This is a genomic window from Streptomyces sp. NPDC056628 (genome assembly GCF_042792555.1).
Classification (GTDB): domain Bacteria; phylum Actinomycetota; class Actinomycetes; order Streptomycetales; family Streptomycetaceae; genus Streptomyces.
This window is the reverse complement of sequence record NZ_JBHTWG010000013.1, coordinates 22,577-39,142: the sequence shown is the minus strand read 5'-3', so window position 1 is coordinate 39,142 and position 16,566 is coordinate 22,577. Positions and strand designations below refer to the sequence as shown.

Here is a 16,566-nt window from a genome sequence, read left to right as displayed (position 1 = left end):
ACGTCAGTCCTGGGCCTCCGCCAGCAGCTTCTGGATACGGCTCACGCCCTCGACGAGGTCCTCGTCGCCGAGCGCGTACGACAGGCGCACATAGCCCGGCGTGCCGAACGCCTCACCCGGGACGACCGCGACCTCGGCCTCCTCCAGGATCAGCTCCGCCAGCTCGACGCTGCTCTGCGGGCGCTTGCCGCGGATCTCCTTGCCGAGCAGGGCCTTCACCGACGGGTAGGCGTAGAAGGCGCCCTCGGGCTCGGGGCAGACCACGCCGTCGATCTCGTTGAGCATCCGCACGATCGTCCGGCGCCGCCGGTCGAACGCCTCGCGCATCTTCGCGACGGCCTCCAGGTCGCCGGAGACCGCGGCGAGGGCGGCGGCCTGCGCCACGTTCGAGACGTTGGACGTGGCGTGCGACTGGAGGTTGGTCGCGGCCTTGACGACGTCCTTCGGGCCGATGACCCAGCCGACCCGCCAGCCCGTCATGGCGTAGGTCTTGGCGACACCGTTGACCACGATGCACTTGTCGCGCAGCTCGGGGAACAGGCCCGGCAGGGAGACCGCGGCGGCCTCTCCGTACACCAGGTGCTCGTAGATCTCGTCCGTGAGGACCCACAGACCGTGCTCGAGGGCCCAGCGGCCGATCGCCTCAGTCTCGGCCTCGGTGTAGACGGCGCCGGTCGGGTTGGACGGCGACACGAAGAGGACGACCTTCGTCTTCTCGGTGCGGGCCGCCTCCAGCTGCTCCACGGAGACGCGGTAGCCGGTCGTCTCGTCGGCGACGACATCCACCGGCACACCGCCCGCGAGCCGGATCGACTCCGGGTACGTCGTCCAGTACGGCGCCGGGACGATGACCTCGTCGCCCGGGTCGAGGATCGCGGCGAAGGCCTCGTAGATGGCCTGCTTGCCGCCGTTGGTGACGAGGATCTGCGAGACGTCCGGCTCGTAGCCGGAGTCGCGCAGCGTCTTCGCGGCGATCGCGGCCTTCAGCTCGGGAAGACCGCCGGCCGGGGTGTAGCGGTGGTACTTCGGGTTCTTGCAGGCCTCGATGGCGGCCTCGACGATGTAGTCCGGGGTCGGGAAGTCGGGCTCACCGGCGCCGAAGCCGATCACCGGACGCCCGGCGGCCTTGAGGGCCTTGGCCTTGGCGTCCACGGCGAGGGTGGCGGACTCGGAGATCGCGCCGACTCGGGCGGAGACCCGGCGCTCGGTCGGAGGGGTTGCAGCGCTCATGACCCCATCGTTTCAGACAGGAAACGCGCCCGGCACACGGGTTTCACGGACTGAACATCCCCTGAACATCCGTCCGGTTCCCGCCCTCGGCCAGCGCGATCTTGCGTCCGCGGAGGATCGCCCGGCCGGCGAAGCTCCGCCGGCCGGGTCCCCATCGGCCACTTTCTGTTCGACGGGGCGCTCGGGACCACGTACACTCTCACCTCGTTGGCCTTCAGCAGCCGCCGCCGCACGGTGCACAGCGAGCACCCGCGCGGATGCGGTACGTTGGGGGGCACACAAAGGGTCGTAGCTCAATTGGTAGAGCACTGGTCTCCAAAACCAGCGGTTGGGGGTTCAAGTCCCTCCGGCCCTGCTACACACACCATCGCCAGGATGTGTGCGCATGTACGTACAGCAATGCACCGCCGTGCGGCTCAAACCGGGCGCGGCACGGCCACGACCCGGAATCAGGTGAGGACGAGTGACGGACGCCGTGGGCTCCATCGACATGCCTGATGCCCAGGACGAGGCGGCGGAGAAGAGAACGCGCAAGGGCGGCAAGCGCGGCAAGAAGGGCCCGCTGAAGAGGCTCGCGCTGTTCTACCGCCAGATCGTCGCGGAACTCCGCAAGGTCGTCTGGCCGACGCGCAATCAGCTGACGACGTACACCACAGTGGTGATCATCTTCGTCGTCATCATGATCGGTCTCGTGACCGTGATTGACTATGGGCTCGACCACGCCGCCAAGTACGTCTTCGGCTGAGCAAAGAGCGAAGGGCGCCGCGGGTTACCGGCGCCCCTTTCGCATGTTCCACCCCTATGTATCCAGGAAGAAGCAGCCACCGTGTCTGACCAGAACCTGAACGACGCCGTCGAGCCGGACCAGTCCGTGGACGACGAGCTCGACATCGTCGAGGGCGCGGACGAGGACCTGGACGAGGTCGAGGCTGCCGATGCCGAGGCGGGCGAGCCCGCCGAGGAAGCCGCGGTGAACACCGAGGACGCTTCGGATGACTCCGAGGACGCTTCGGAGGACGCCGAGGACGCTTCGGAGGACGCCGAGGACGCGGACGAGGCGACCGAGGAGGAGGCCGAGCCGGCCGAGCCCGTCGACCCCGTCGCCGCCCTCCGCGAGGAGCTCCGCACCCTGCCCGGCGAGTGGTACGTGATCCACACCTACGCCGGCTACGAGAACCGCGTGAAGACCAACCTGGAGCAGCGCGCCGTCTCGCTGAACGTCGAGGACTACATCTTCCAGGCCGAGGTGCCGCAGGAAGAGGTCGTCCAGATCAAGAACGGCGACCGCAAGACGATCAAGCAGAACAAGCTGCCGGGCTACGTCCTGGTCCGTATGGACCTGACGAACGAGTCCTGGGGCGTCGTCCGCAACACCCCGGGCGTCACCGGCTTCGTGGGCAACGCCTACGACCCGTACCCGCTGACCCTGGACGAGATCGTCAAGATGCTCGCCCCGGAGGCCGAGGAGAAGGCCGCCCGCGAGGCCGCCGAGGCCGAGGGCAAGCCGGCGCCGCAGCGCAAGGTCGAGGTCCAGGTGCTGGACTTCGAGGTCGGCGACTCGGTCACCGTCACCGACGGCCCGTTCGCCACGCTGCAGGCCACGATCAACGAGATCAACGCCGACTCCAAGAAGGTCAAGGGTCTCGTCGAGATCTTCGGCCGCGAGACGCCGGTCGAGCTGAGCTTCGACCAGATCCAGAAGAACTAGTCGGCGTCTTCCCGAGAGTTTCCGAACAGGTCAGATCGGCTGTCCCGCAGCCTGTCTGACCTGCTCGGTTTCAGGCCGCGCATCTATACCCGTTATCGTTGTGCGGTATGCCTGCGTCCAGGAACGCCATCTGGGGGCAGGTAGGACCCGAAGAGAGGAACCGGAGAGCAATGCCTCCCAAGAAGAAGAAGGTCACGGGGCTCATCAAGCTCCAGATCCAGGCCGGTGCCGCGAACCCGGCCCCGCCGGTCGGCCCCGCGCTGGGTCAGCACGGCGTCAACATCATGGAGTTCTGCAAGGCCTACAACGCCGCGACCGAGTCGCAGCGTGGCTGGGTCATCCCGGTGGAGATCACGGTCTACGAGGACCGCTCCTTCACCTTCATCACCAAGACGCCCCCGGCCGCCAAGATGATCCTCAAGGCCGCGGGTATCGAGAAGGGCTCCGGCGAGCCGCACAAGACCAAGGTCGCCAAGATCACCGAGGCGCAGGTCCGCGAGATCGCCCAGACGAAGCTGCCCGACCTCAACGCCAACGACCTGGACGCCGCGTCGAAGATCATCGCCGGTACCGCGCGTTCCATGGGCGTCACGGTCGAGGGCTGACCTCCACCCCCCGTACGACAAGCAGAACGTGGGAGGGCCCGCTCGGCCCGGACCACGACTCCTAAGAACACACAGGAGCAGTAGTGAGCAAGCGCAGCAAGTCTCTCCGCGCTGCGGACGCCAAGATCGACCGGGAGAAGCTCTACGCCCCGCTCGAGGCCGTCCGTCTCGCCAAGGAGACGTCCACGACCAAGTTCGACGGCACCGTCGAGGTCGCCTTCCGTCTGGGTGTCGACCCGCGCAAGGCCGACCAGATGGTCCGTGGCACCGTGAACCTCCCGCACGGCACCGGTAAGACCGCCCGGGTCCTGGTCTTCGCGACCGGTGACCGTGCCGAGGCCGCGCGTGCCGCGGGCGCCGACATCGTCGGCGCCGACGAGCTGATCGACGAGGTCTCGAAGGGCCGCCTGGACTTCGACGCCGTCGTCGCCACCCCGGACCTCATGGGCAAGGTCGGCCGCCTCGGCCGCGTGCTCGGTCCCCGTGGTCTCATGCCGAACCCCAAGACCGGCACCGTCACCCCCGATGTCACCAAGGCTGTCAACGACATCAAGGGCGGCAAGATCGAGTTCCGCGTCGACAAGCACTCGAACCTGCACTTCATCATCGGCAAGACGTCGTTCGACGACACCAAGCTGGTGGAGAACTACGGCGCGGCGCTGGAGGAGATCCTCCGTCTGAAGCCGTCGGCCGCCAAGGGCCGGTACATCAAGAAGGCCGCCATCAGCACCACGATGGGCCCCGGCATTCCGCTGGACTCCAACCGCACCCGCAACCTCCTCGTCGAGGAGGACCCGGCCGCGGTCTGAGCCGACGGCTCACCAGGCTCGACGACGGGCCCCGCACCCTTCCCGGGTGCGGGGCCCGTTCCTCGTCCCCGCCCGCTGTGTCAGTGCCCTGGGTTAACGTGCCTTCACGGGAACCGCACGGGGGGTTGCATGGGCAACACGAGGGCGCACCGGCCGGCGCTGTGGACCGCGCTGCCGACAGCGCTGACGGCTCTGGCCGCCTGTACCGCTCCCGAAGGGTCCGCGGGTCCTGAGCGCACCGCGCCCGCCCCGGCCGTGACGGCCGCCCTGCGTCAGGCCGAGCGGTCCACCGACCGCGCCGCGTCCTCGTACGTGGAGTCCACGACCACCATGGGCTCCTCGCTCTCCATGACGGCGCACGGCACCCTCGCCTGGCGCGGCGCCCTCACCGGCACCCTGCGCATCCGGTACACGGGCGGCAGCACGGCCGAGACGATGCGCCGCCTGGGCACCACGTCGATGGAGGCCCGCTACCTCCCCGACGCGTACTACGCCCGCATGGGCGAGGTGTTCGCCGGCAAGACCGACGGCAGGCACTGGATCAGGTACGCCTACGACGACCTGGAGCGCCTCGCGGGCGGCTCCGGGGCCGACCTGGCCGACCGGATGCGCGACACCGCGCCGCACACCTCGGTGAAGCGGCTCCTCGCGTCCTCGGACGTCCGCAGGGTCGGCGAGGAGACCGTGCGCGGCATCCGGGCCACGCACTACTCCGGCACCGTGCCGGGGGAGGGCGCGGACGGGCAGACCGTCGACATCTGGGTCGACGACCAGGACCTGCTGGTCAAGAAGGTCGAGAAGGGCCGTTCGGCCACGGAGGCGCTGACCCAGACCGCCTACTACCGTGACTACGGCGTGCGGGTCACGGTCGGGAAGCCACCGGCCGGAGACACCGCGGACCTCGGGGAACTGCTGGGGGGCGAGCCCCGGAGCTGATGCCGTAAGGGGCGATTTGCCTGACGGCGATGGCGTCCCGTACTCTCCTACAGAAGCCAAAGACCGCTGGTCGTTGCCGTGCGCTCGAATGAGGGTGCGGTGGCCGAAGGATCCGCTGAATAGCGGACGACCCGCGCAGGTGTCAGTGGAAGAGCTCCCGGAGTGCGCACAGCCTGTGCGCAAGGCCGGTCGAGTCCGCCCCGTGCGCCTGCGCCGGGGCGTTTCGTTTTCCCCAGTCCTCCTTCGGGTCCGCGCGGTCAGAATCACCCGGAAGGAGGCCGAGACTCTATGGCGAGGCCCGACAAGGCTGCCGCAGTGGCGGAGTTGACGGAGCAGTTCCGCAACTCCAACGCTGCCGTGCTGACCGAGTACCGCGGTCTCACCGTGGCGCAGCTCAAGACGCTGCGTCGTTCGCTCGGTGAGAACGCCCAGTACGCCGTGGTGAAGAACACGCTGACCAAGATTGCGGCCAACGAGGCCGGGATCTCGACGCTGGACGACCTGTTCAACGGTCCGACGGCTGTCGCCTTCGTCACCGGTGACCCGGTGGAGTCGGCTAAGGGTCTGCGCGACTTCGCCAAGGACAACCCGAATCTCGTCATCAAGGGCGGTGTCCTTGACGGCAAGGCGCTGTCCGCCGACGAGATCAAGAAGCTTGCGGACCTCGAGTCCCGCGAGGTTCTGCTCGCCAAGCTGGCGGGCGCTCTGAAGGGCAAGCAGACACAGGCTGCTCAGGTCTTCCAGGCGCTCCCGTCGAAGCTCGTCCGTACCGTGGACGCGCTTCGTGCCAAGCAGGACGAGCAGGGCGGTGCCGAGTAATTCGGCTCGCACGATGACCGCCGCCGCCTGAGGCGGAGGTCGTAGCGGGCCAACGTACGCCCGCCAGCACATGTACATCCGGCACCTGCCGAATTAGTGGAAGGAAAGCCATCGTGGCTCTCACCCAGGACGAACTGCTCGCCGAGTTCGAGAACATGACCCTGATCCAGCTCTCCGAGTTCGTGAAGGCGTTCGAGGAGAAGTTCGACGTCACCGCCGCCGCGGCCGTCGCCGTTGCCGGCCCGGCCGGCCCGGCCGCCGCCGCCGAGGCCCCCGAGGAGAAGGACGAGTTCGACGTCGTCCTCACCGGCGCCGGCGACAAGAAGATCCAGGTCATCAAGGTCGTGCGTGAGCTGACCTCCCTCGGCCTGAAGGAGGCCAAGGACCTGGTCGACGGTGCGCCGAAGCCGGTTCTGGAGAAGGTCAACAAGGAGGCCGCGGACAAGGCCAAGGAGTCCCTCGAGGGCGCCGGCGCCTCCGTCGAGGTCAAGTAAGACCTTCACGAACGCAGGCCCGACAGGGCTGTAACGCGGACGTACCGAGGAGCGATCATCCATTCGGGTGGTCGCTCTTCGGTGTTCCCGGGGCGCGGCCGCGGTTGCCTTGCGCCGCGTTCGTCGGGGGGTATGGTGATCTTCGTCGTGTCCCTGGTCGGCCCGGGGTTCGGGTATGAGGGCCTTGACGAACCGCACGCAGCGCGCAATTCTCAGGACGCGTCGTCACAAGGATCCGAATCCGAGGCATGGATCGGCGACGAAGAGGGCAGTATCACCGTGCGTTGAAGGCAGGTATGGCGCAGGCGTTGAGAACAATGAGGGTCTCTGAAAACCGGGACTGGACATCAGTGTGCCTAGTGGCTACACTGACCCTTTGCGCTGCCTGTTAGCTGTCCCCTGCCCGTCACCAGGGGTCTGCCCTCGCCTCACTATCGCCGACCGGATATCTCTGACCTGGCCGAACAGCCGGATCGGACGACGTCTGTCCCGGTATGAGAGTGAGGGGCCGGTACGCGCGTAGTGAGTCCGAGCCCTCGGAAGGACCCCCTCTTGGCCGCCTCGCGCAACGCCTCGACCGCGAATACGAACAACGGCGCCAGCACCGCCCCGCTGCGCATCTCTTTTGCAAAGATCAAGGAGCCCCTCGAGGTTCCGAACCTGCTCGCGCTGCAGACCGAGAGCTTCGACTGGCTGCTCGGCAACACCGCCTGGCAGAGTCGGGTCGAGGCGGCTCTGGAGTCGGGTCAGGACGTCCCCACCAAGTCCGGCCTCGAGGAGATCTTCGAGGAGATCTCCCCGATCGAGGACTTCTCCGGGTCGATGTCGCTGACGTTCCGCGACCACCGTTTCGAGCCCCCGAAGAACAGCATCGACGAGTGCAAGGAGCGCGACTTCACGTACGCGGCCCCGCTCTTCGTCACCGCCGAGTTCACCAACAACGAGACCGGCGAGATCAAGTCCCAGACGGTCTTCATGGGCGACTTCCCGCTCATGACCAACAAGGGCACCTTCGTCATCAACGGCACCGAGCGTGTCGTGGTGTCGCAGCTGGTCCGCTCGCCCGGCGTCTACTTCGACTCCTCCATCGACAAGACGTCCGACAAGGACATCTTCTCCGCCAAGATCATCCCGTCCCGGGGTGCCTGGCTGGAGATGGAGATCGACAAGCGCGACATGGTCGGTGTGCGCATCGACCGCAAGCGCAAGCAGTCCGTCACCGTCCTTCTGAAGGCGCTCGGCTGGACCACCGAGCAGATCCTCGAGGAGTTCGGCGAGTACGAGTCGATGCGCGCCACCCTGGAGAAGGACCACACCCAGGGCCAGGACGACGCGCTGCTCGACATCTACCGCAAGCTGCGTCCGGGCGAGCCCCCCACGCGTGAGGCCGCGCAGACGCTGCTCGAGAACCTCTACTTCAACCCCAAGCGCTACGACCTGGCCAAGGTCGGCCGCTACAAGGTCAACAAGAAGCTGGGTGCGGACGCTCCGCTGGACGCGGGCATCCTGACCGTCGAGGACATCATCTCGACGATCAAGTACCTGGTGAAGCTGCACGCGGGCGAGACCGAGACGGTCGGCGACAGCGGTCAGAGCATCGTCGTCGAGACCGACGACATCGACCACTTCGGCAACCGTCGTCTGCGCAGCGTCGGCGAGCTCATCCAGAACCAGGTCCGTACGGGTCTGGCGCGTATGGAGCGCGTCGTGCGCGAGCGCATGACCACTCAGGACGTCGAGGCGATCACGCCGCAGACCCTGATCAACATCCGGCCGGTCGTCGCCTCCATCAAGGAGTTCTTCGGCACCAGCCAGCTGTCGCAGTTCATGGACCAGAACAACCCGCTGTCCGGGCTGACGCACAAGCGTCGTCTGTCCGCGCTCGGCCCGGGTGGTCTGTCCCGTGAGCGGGCCGGCTTCGAGGTCCGTGACGTGCACCCCTCGCACTACGGCCGCATGTGCCCGATCGAGACGCCCGAAGGCCCGAACATCGGTCTGATCGGTTCGCTCGCCTCGTACGGCCGCGTCAACGCGTTCGGCTTCGTCGAGACCCCGTACCGCAAGGTCATCGACGGCCAGGTCACCGACGAGGTGGACTACCTGACCGCCGACGAGGAGGACCGCTTCGTCATCGCGCAGGCCAACGCGCCGCTGACGGACGACCTCCGCTTCGAGGAGGCCCGCGTCCTCGTCCGCCGCCGTGGCGGCGAGGTCGACTACGTCGGCGGCGAGGACGTCGACTACATGGACGTCTCCCCGCGCCAGATGGTGTCGGTCGCGACCGCCATGATCCCGTTCCTCGAGCACGACGACGCCAACCGTGCCCTCATGGGCGCGAACATGATGCGCCAGGCCGTTCCGCTGATCAAGGCGGAGGCCCCGCTCGTCGGCACCGGCATGGAGTACCGCTCCGCCGTCGACGCCGGCGACGTCGTCAAGGCCGAGAAGGCCGGTGTGGTCCAGGAGGTCTCCGCGGACTACATCACCACCGCCAACGACGACGGCACGTACATCACGTACCGCCTGGCCAAGTTCGCCCGCTCCAACCAGGGCACCTCGGTCAACCAGAAGGTCATCGTCCACGAGGGCGACCGGATCGTCGAGGGCCAGGTCCTGGCCGACGGCCCGGCCACCGAGAACGGTGAGATGGCCCTCGGCAAGAACCTGCTCGTGGCGTTCATGCCGTGGGAGGGTCACAACTACGAGGACGCGATCATCCTGTCGCAGCGCCTCGTGCAGGACGACGTCCTCTCCTCGATCCACATCGAGGAGCACGAGGTCGACGCCCGTGACACCAAGCTCGGCCCCGAGGAGATCACCCGGGACATCCCGAACGTCTCCGAGGAGGTCCTCGCCGACCTCGACGAGCGCGGCATCATCCGTATCGGTGCCGAGGTCGTCGCCGGTGACATCCTCGTCGGCAAGGTCACGCCCAAGGGTGAGACCGAGCTGACCCCGGAGGAGCGCCTGCTGCGCGCCATCTTCGGTGAGAAGGCCCGTGAGGTCCGTGACACCTCGCTGAAGGTGCCGCACGGCGAGATCGGCAAGGTCATCGGCGTCCGCGTCTTCGACCGCGAGGAGGGCGACGAGCTTCCCCCCGGTGTGAACCAGCTGGTGCGCGTCTACGTCGCGCAGAAGCGCAAGATCACCGACGGTGACAAGCTCGCCGGCCGTCACGGCAACAAGGGCGTCATCTCCAAGATCCTGCCGATCGAGGACATGCCGTTCCTGGAGGACGGCACCCCGGTCGACATCATCCTCAACCCCCTGGGTGTCCCGTCCCGAATGAACCCGGGACAGGTCCTGGAGATCCACCTCGGCTGGCTCGCCAGCCGCGGCTGGGACGTCTCCGGCCTCGGGGAGGAGTGGGCGCAGCGCCTCCAGGTCATCGGCGCCGACCAGGTCGCCCCCGGCACCAACGTCGCGACCCCGGTCTTCGACGGTGCGCGTGAGGACGAGCTGGCGGGTCTGCTGCAGCACACCATCCCGAACCGCGACGGCGAGCGGATGGTGCAGCCGACCGGCAAGGCCCGGCTGTTCGACGGCCGCTCCGGTGAGCCGTTCCCGGAGCCGATCTCCATCGGCTACATGTACATCCTGAAGCTGCACCACCTGGTCGACGACAAGCTGCACGCCCGGTCGACCGGTCCGTACTCGATGATCACCCAGCAGCCGCTGGGTGGTAAGGCCCAGTTCGGTGGCCAGCGCTTCGGTGAGATGGAGGTGTGGGCGCTGGAGGCTTACGGCGCCGCCTACGCCCTCCAGGAGCTGCTGACCATCAAGTCCGACGACGTGACCGGCCGCGTGAAGGTCTACGAGGCCATCGTCAAGGGCGAGAACATCCCCGAGCCCGGCATCCCCGAGTCCTTCAAGGTGCTCATCAAGGAGATGCAGTCCCTGTGCCTCAACGTGGAGGTGCTGTCCTCGGACGGCATGTCCATCGAGATGCGCGACACCGACGAGGACGTCTTCCGCGCTGCGGAGGAGCTTGGCATCGACCTGTCCCGGCGCGAGCCGAGCAGCGTCGAAGAGGTCTGACGGGAGTCCGGAGGCCTTCGCGATGAAGGCCTCCGGCCCCAGGACCCCCGTATCAGACCCCATGACTTACAACCCTGAGAGGGATTGACGCATAGTGCTCGACGTCAACTTCTTCGACGAGCTCCGGATCGGTCTGGCTACCGCTGACGACATCCGTCAGTGGAGCCACGGCGAGGTCAAGAAGCCCGAGACCATCAACTACCGCACGCTCAAGCCCGAAAAGGACGGCCTCTTCTGCGAGAAGATCTTCGGCCCCACCCGGGACTGGGAGTGCTACTGCGGCAAGTACAAGCGTGTCCGTTTCAAGGGCATCATCTGTGAGCGCTGCGGCGTCGAGGTGACGCGCGCCAAGGTGCGCCGTGAGCGGATGGGCCACATCGAACTGGCCGCTCCCGTCACGCACATCTGGTACTTCAAGGGTGTCCCGTCGCGCCTCGGCTACCTGCTGGACCTGGCGCCCAAGGACCTCGAGAAGGTCATCTACTTCGCGGCGTACATGATCACGTACGTCGACGAGGAGCGCCGTACCCGCGACCTGCCCTCCCTGGAGGCGCACGTCTCGGTCGAGCGCCAGCAGATCGAGAACCGCCGGGACGCCGACCTGGAGGCCCGCGCCAAGAAGCTCGAGACCGACCTGGCCGAGCTCGAGGCCGAGGGTGCCAAGGCCGACGTGCGCCGCAAGGTGCGCGAGGGTGCCGAGCGCGAGATGAAGCAGCTGCGCGACCGTGCGCAGCGCGAGATCGACCGCCTGGACGAGGTGTGGACCCGGTTCAAGAACCTCAAGGTCCAGGACCTCGAGGGCGACGAGCTGCTCTACCGCGAGCTGCGTGACCGCTTCGGCACGTACTTCGACGGCTCGATGGGTGCCGCGGCGCTGCAGAAGCGCCTGGAGTCCTTCGACCTCGAGGAGGAGGCCGAGAGGCTCCGCGAGATCATCCGCACCGGCAAGGGCCAGAAGAAGACCCGTGCGCTCAAGCGCCTGAAGGTCGTCTCCGCGTTCCTGCAGACCAGCAACAGCCCCAAGGGCATGGTGCTCGACTGCGTGCCGGTCATCCCGCCGGACCTGCGTCCGATGGTGCAGCTGGACGGTGGCCGCTTCGCGACCTCCGACCTGAACGACCTGTACCGCCGTGTGATCAACCGCAACAACCGCCTGAAGCGGCTTCTCGACCTCGGCGCGCCCGAGATCATCGTGAACAACGAGAAGCGCATGCTCCAGGAGGCCGTCGACGCGCTGTTCGACAACGGCCGTCGTGGCCGGCCGGTCACCGGTCCGGGCAACCGTCCGCTGAAGTCCCTCAGCGACATGCTGAAGGGCAAGCAGGGCCGCTTCCGTCAGAACCTGCTCGGCAAGCGCGTGGACTACTCCGCGCGTTCCGTGATCGTCGTCGGTCCGCAGCTGAAGCTGCACCAGTGCGGTCTGCCGAAGGCGATGGCGCTGGAGCTGTTCAAGCCGTTCGTGATGAAGCGCCTGGTCGACCTGAACCACGCGCAGAACATCAAGAGCGCCAAGCGCATGGTGGAGCGCGGCCGTACGGTCGTGTACGACGTCCTCGAAGAGGTCATCGCCGAGCACCCGGTTCTGCTGAACCGTGCTCCCACCCTGCACCGCCTCGGCATCCAGGCCTTCGAGCCGCAGCTGGTCGAGGGCAAGGCCATCCAGATCCACCCGCTCGTCTGCACCGCGTTCAACGCGGACTTCGACGGTGACCAGATGGCCGTGCACCTGCCGCTGTCCGCGGAGGCGCAGGCCGAGGCCCGCATCCTGATGCTGTCCTCGAACAACATCCTCAAGCCCGCCGACGGCCGCCCGGTGACGATGCCGACCCAGGACATGGTCCTCGGTCTGTTCTTCCTCACCACGGACGGCGAGATGCGGGACGTGAAGGGCGAGGACCGCTCCTTCTCCTCCGTGGCCGAGGCGATCATGGCCTTCGACGCCGGCGAGCTCTCGCTCCAGTCGAGGATCGACGTCCGCTTCCCGGTCGGCACCATCCCGCCGCGCGGCTGGACCCCGCCGGCGCAGGAGGAGGGCGAGCCGGAGTGGCAGCAGGGTGACTCGTTCCGTCTGCGGACGACCCTGGGCCGCGCGCTCTTCAACGAGCTGCTGCCCGAGGACTACCCGTTCGTCGACTACGAGGTCGGCAAGAAGCAGCTCTCCGAGATCGTCAACGACCTCGCCGAGCGCTACCCGAAGGTCATCGTGGCGGCGACGCTCGACAACCTGAAGGCGTCCGGCTTCTACTGGGCGACCCGTTCCGGTGTCACCGTGGCCATCTCCGACGTCGTCGTTCCCGAGGCGAAGAAGGAGATCGTCAAGGGCTACGAGGCGCAGGACGAGAAGGTCCAGAAGCAGTACGAGCGCGGTCTGATCACCAAGGACGAGCGCACGCAGGAACTCATCGCGATCTGGACCAAGGCGACCAACGAGGTCGCCGAGGCCATGAACGCGAACTTCCCGAAGACCAACCCGATCTTCATGATGGTGAACTCGGGTGCACGAGGCAACATGATGCAGATGCGTCAGATCGCCGGTATGCGTGGTCTGGTGTCGAACGCGAAGAACGAGACGATCCCGCGTCCGATCAAGGCGTCGTTCCGTGAGGGTCTGTCCGTGCTGGAGTACTTCATCTCCACGCACGGTGCCCGTAAGGGTCTGGCGGACACCGCTCTGCGTACCGCCGACTCGGGTTACCTGACCCGTCGTCTGGTCGACGTCTCCCAGGACGTCATCATCCGCGAGGAGGACTGCGGCACCGAGCGCGGTCTGAAGCTGCGGATCGCCAACCGCGGCGCCGACGGTGTGCTGCGCAAGGCGGACGACGTCGAGACCGGCGTCTACGCCCGCATGCTCGCCGAGGACGTCGTCATCGACGGCAAGGTGATCGCGCCGGCCAACGTGGACCTGGGCGACGTGCTCATCGACCAGCTGGTGCGCCACGGTGTCGAGGAGGTCAAGACCCGTTCGATCCTGACCTGCGAGTCCCAGGTCGGCACCTGCGCGATGTGCTACGGCCGTTCGCTGGCCACCGGCAAGCTGGTCGACATCGGTGAGGCGGTCGGCATCATCGCCGCCCAGTCCATCGGTGAGCCCGGTACCCAGCTGACGATGCGTACCTTCCACACCGGTGGTGTGGCCGGTGACGACATCACCCAGGGTCTGCCGCGTGTCGTCGAGCTCTTCGAGGCCCGTACCCCGAAGGGTGTCGCCCCGATCTCCGAGGCCACCGGCCGCGTGCGGATCGAGGAGACCGAGAAGACCAAGAAGATCATCGTCACCCCGGACGACGGCAGCGACGAGACGGCGTACCCGATCTCGAAGCGTGCCCGTCTCCTGGTCACCGAGGGCGACCACGTCGAGGTGGGCCAGAAGCTCACCGTGGGTGCCATCAACCCGCACGACGTGCTGCGCATCCTGGGTCAGCGTGCCGTCCAGGTCCACCTGGTCGGCGAGGTCCAGAAGGTCTACAACTCGCAGGGTGTGTCGATCCACGACAAGCACATCGAGATCATCATCCGGCAGATGCTGCGCCGTGTGACGATCATCGAGTCCGGCGACGCCGAGCTGCTGCCCGGCGAGCTGGTCGAGCGCTCGAAGTTCGAGCAGGAGAACCGTCGTGTGGTCCAGGAGGGCGGTCAGCCGGCCTCCGGTCGTCCGCAGCTCATGGGTATCACCAAGGCCTCGCTGGCCACGGAGTCCTGGCTGTCGGCGGCGTCCTTCCAGGAGACGACGCGAGTCCTCACGGACGCGGCGATCAACGCCAAGTCCGACTCGCTCATCGGCCTCAAGGAGAACGTCATCATCGGTAAGCTCATCCCGGCCGGTACGGGTCTGTCCCGCTACCGCAACATCCGGGTCGAGCCGACCGAGGAGGCCAAGGCCGCGATGTACTCGGCCGTCGGCTACGACGACATCGACTACTCGCCGTTCGGCACCGGCTCCGGCCAGGCCGTTCCGCTGGAGGACTACGACTACGGTCCGTACAACCAGTAAGCGAGCGATCGTGTGAAGGGCGGCCACCCCTCGGGGTGGCCGCCCTTCGGCGTGTCCGGGTACGGCTCGGGGATGTCCCAGGGACCGACCCGATGCCCGTGAGGCCGGTTCGGCGCATGATGGAGGGACTCCGACCGTTACGGGGAGGGTGCCCCATGACTCAGCCGTCGTGGCCACCGTGGCAGCCCTGGCAAGGGCCCGGGCCGCAGCCGTGGCAGAAAGGTGCGGGCGGTGCGCCGCAGCCCTGGGCCCAGGCCGCCGCCCCCGCGATGCTCGCCTCGCACGCCGACCGCGAGCGCGCCGTGGACGTGCTCAGGGCCGGGTTCGGGGAGGGACGCCTGGAGAAGCCCGAGTTCGAGCAGCGGGTCGCGCGGGCCTACGCGGCCCGTACGGTGGGGGAACTGGCCCTGCTGGTGGCCGACCTGCCCCAGGGGCCCCTGCCGCTGCCGGCGCCCGTCACACCGGTGCCGCGGACCTTCCTGCCGTACGACCGGCCACGGACCAACGGCAAGGCGGTCGGTTCGGCCGTGTGCGGGGTGCTCTGCCTGATGAGTTTCGGCCTGGCCGGCATACCGGCCGTCGTGCTGGGGCACTCGGCCCGCGCCGAGATACGGCGCACGGGGGAGAGCGGTGACGGGCTCGCCCTGACGGGGCTCGTCCTCGGCTGGCTGTCGAACGCGGCGTGGGTGGCGCTCCTGACGCTGATGATCGTGGCCGCGGCCGTGTCCGCGTGACGGTACCGGGCGCTGCGGCGAGAGGGCTGTGACGTGGCCGGACCGGCCGAACGAAGATCGTTCCCGTCGCGTGGTCTTGACATCGACCGCATGGCGATGCGGGCAGGACCCATTTGTTTTGACCGCAGCGAATGCGATAGGTACGCTCAGACCTTGTGCCTGGGGTGTGCCCTGGCTCTCGTGCGTGCCTTCAGACCGCACAGCGAGCTGTGAGCGGCCACCGTAATCTGTGCTCTTTTCGCCTCGCGGCGGGAGTCCGCCGGATTCGACACACCCGACCGCGTGGGTCGGTGGCGTTCCAGGTTAGCTTCACCATTCGGCACACAGAAACCGGAGAAGTAGTGCCTACGATCCAGCAGCTGGTCCGCAAGGGCCGGCAGGACAAGGTCGAGAAGAACAAGACGCCCGCACTCGAGGGTTCCCCTCAGCGTCGTGGCGTCTGCACGCGTGTGTTCACGACCACCCCGAAGAAGCCGAACTCGGCCCTGCGTAAGGTCGCGCGTGTGCGTCTGACCAGCGGGATCGAGGTCACCGCTTACATTCCGGGTGAGGGACACAACCTGCAGGAGCACTCCATCGTGCTCGTGCGCGGCGGCCGTGTGAAGGACCTGCCGGGTGTTCGCTACAAGATCATCCGTGGCTCCCTCGACACCCAGGGTGTCAAGAACCGCAAGCAGGCCCGTTCCCGCTACGGCGCCAAGAAGGAGAAGTAAGAATGCCTCGTAAGGGCCCCGCCCCGAAGCGCCCGGTCATCATCGACCCGGTCTACGGTTCTCCTCTGGTGACGTCGCTCATCAACAAGGTGCTGCTGAACGGCAAGCGCTCCACCGCCGAGCGCATCGTCTACGGTGCCATGGAGGGTCTGCGTGAGAAGACGGGCAACGACCCGATCATCACGCTGAAGCGCGCGCTGGAGAACATCAAGCCGACCCTCGAGGTCAAGTCCCGCCGTGTCGGTGGTGCGACGTACCAGGTTCCGATCGAGGTCAAGCCCGGTCGTGCCAACACGCTCGCGCTGCGCTGGCTGGTCGGTTACTCCCGCGCCCGTCGCGAGAAGACGATGACCGAGCGTCTGCTCAACGAGCTTCTCGACGCGTCCAACGGCCTCGGTGCCGCTGTGAAGAAGCGCGAGGACACCCACAAGATGGCCGAGTCCAACAAGGCCTTCGCGCACTACCGCTGGTAGTCGCTACCCACAT

At 67.2% G+C, this 16,566-nt stretch carries 13 protein-coding genes and 1 tRNA gene; 13 read left to right on the top strand and 1 reads right to left on the bottom strand.

Annotated elements, in window-relative coordinates; all coding sequences use genetic code 11:
- Positions 1-3 precede the first annotated feature (3 nt).
- Complete coding sequence (locus ACFRAC_RS18110; RefSeq protein WP_382924846.1) at positions 4-1,230, bottom strand: pyridoxal phosphate-dependent aminotransferase; 1,227 nt, start codon at positions 1,228-1,230, stop codon at positions 4-6.
- Positions 1,231-1,512: 282 nt separating this feature from the next.
- On the opposite strand from ACFRAC_RS18110, the gene ACFRAC_RS18105 reads away from it, so the two are divergent.
- From ACFRAC_RS18105 to rpsG, 13 genes are all read left to right on the top strand, one after another.
- Positions 1,513-1,585 (top strand) — tRNA-Trp (locus ACFRAC_RS18105).
- Between the two features lie 108 nt (positions 1,586-1,693).
- A complete protein-coding gene (secE, locus tag ACFRAC_RS18100; protein WP_361348331.1) occupies positions 1,694-1,975 on the top strand; it encodes a preprotein translocase subunit SecE in 282 nt (93 codons plus the stop codon).
- A gap of 81 nt (positions 1,976-2,056) precedes the next feature.
- Positions 2,057-2,938, top strand: coding sequence for a transcription termination/antitermination protein NusG (nusG, locus tag ACFRAC_RS18095; RefSeq protein WP_382924845.1), 882 nt, complete (start codon positions 2,057-2,059; stop codon positions 2,936-2,938).
- A 170-nt stretch (positions 2,939-3,108) separates the two neighbouring features.
- Positions 3,109-3,543, top strand: a complete 435-nt coding sequence (gene rplK / locus ACFRAC_RS18090; RefSeq protein WP_055622551.1) for a 50S ribosomal protein L11 — start codon at positions 3,109-3,111, stop codon at positions 3,541-3,543.
- An 83-nt stretch (positions 3,544-3,626) separates the two neighbouring features.
- Positions 3,627-4,352 carry a 50S ribosomal protein L1 gene (gene rplA / locus ACFRAC_RS18085; protein ID WP_382924844.1) on the top strand — a complete coding sequence of 242 codons (726 nt, stop codon included), beginning with the start codon at positions 3,627-3,629 and terminating at the stop codon, positions 4,350-4,352.
- Between the two features lie 129 nt (positions 4,353-4,481).
- On the top strand, positions 4,482-5,288 hold the full coding sequence (locus tag ACFRAC_RS18080; protein ID WP_382924843.1) for a hypothetical protein: 807 nt from the start codon (positions 4,482-4,484) through the stop codon (positions 5,286-5,288).
- Positions 5,289-5,576: 288 nt separating this feature from the next.
- The gene (gene rplJ / locus ACFRAC_RS18075; RefSeq protein ID WP_345015597.1) at positions 5,577-6,107 is read left to right on the top strand and encodes a 50S ribosomal protein L10; all 531 of its coding nucleotides are present in this window, start codon (positions 5,577-5,579) and stop codon (positions 6,105-6,107) included.
- Between the two features lie 110 nt (positions 6,108-6,217).
- A complete protein-coding gene (rplL, locus tag ACFRAC_RS18070) occupies positions 6,218-6,601 on the top strand; it encodes a 50S ribosomal protein L7/L12 (protein ID WP_382924972.1) in 384 nt (127 codons plus the stop codon).
- Between the two features lie 552 nt (positions 6,602-7,153).
- Entirely contained in the window at positions 7,154-10,639 is a 3,486-nt protein-coding gene (gene rpoB, locus ACFRAC_RS18065) for a DNA-directed RNA polymerase subunit beta (protein WP_382924842.1), read from the top strand.
- Positions 10,640-10,733: 94 nt separating this feature from the next.
- A complete protein-coding gene (locus tag ACFRAC_RS18060) occupies positions 10,734-14,633 on the top strand; it encodes a DNA-directed RNA polymerase subunit beta' (protein WP_382924841.1) in 3,900 nt (1,299 codons plus the stop codon).
- Positions 14,634-14,788: 155 nt separating this feature from the next.
- Positions 14,789-15,367, top strand: a complete 579-nt coding sequence (locus ACFRAC_RS18055) for a DUF1707 and DUF4190 domain-containing protein (RefSeq protein ID WP_382924840.1) — start codon at positions 14,789-14,791, stop codon at positions 15,365-15,367.
- Positions 15,368-15,708: 341 nt separating this feature from the next.
- Complete coding sequence (gene rpsL, locus ACFRAC_RS18050) at positions 15,709-16,080, top strand: 30S ribosomal protein S12 (protein ID WP_003948652.1); 372 nt, start codon at positions 15,709-15,711, stop codon at positions 16,078-16,080.
- Positions 16,081-16,082: 2 nt separating this feature from the next.
- Entirely contained in the window at positions 16,083-16,553 is a 471-nt protein-coding gene (gene rpsG / locus ACFRAC_RS18045; protein WP_003992340.1) for a 30S ribosomal protein S7, read from the top strand.
- Positions 16,554-16,566: the final 13 nt, after the last annotated feature.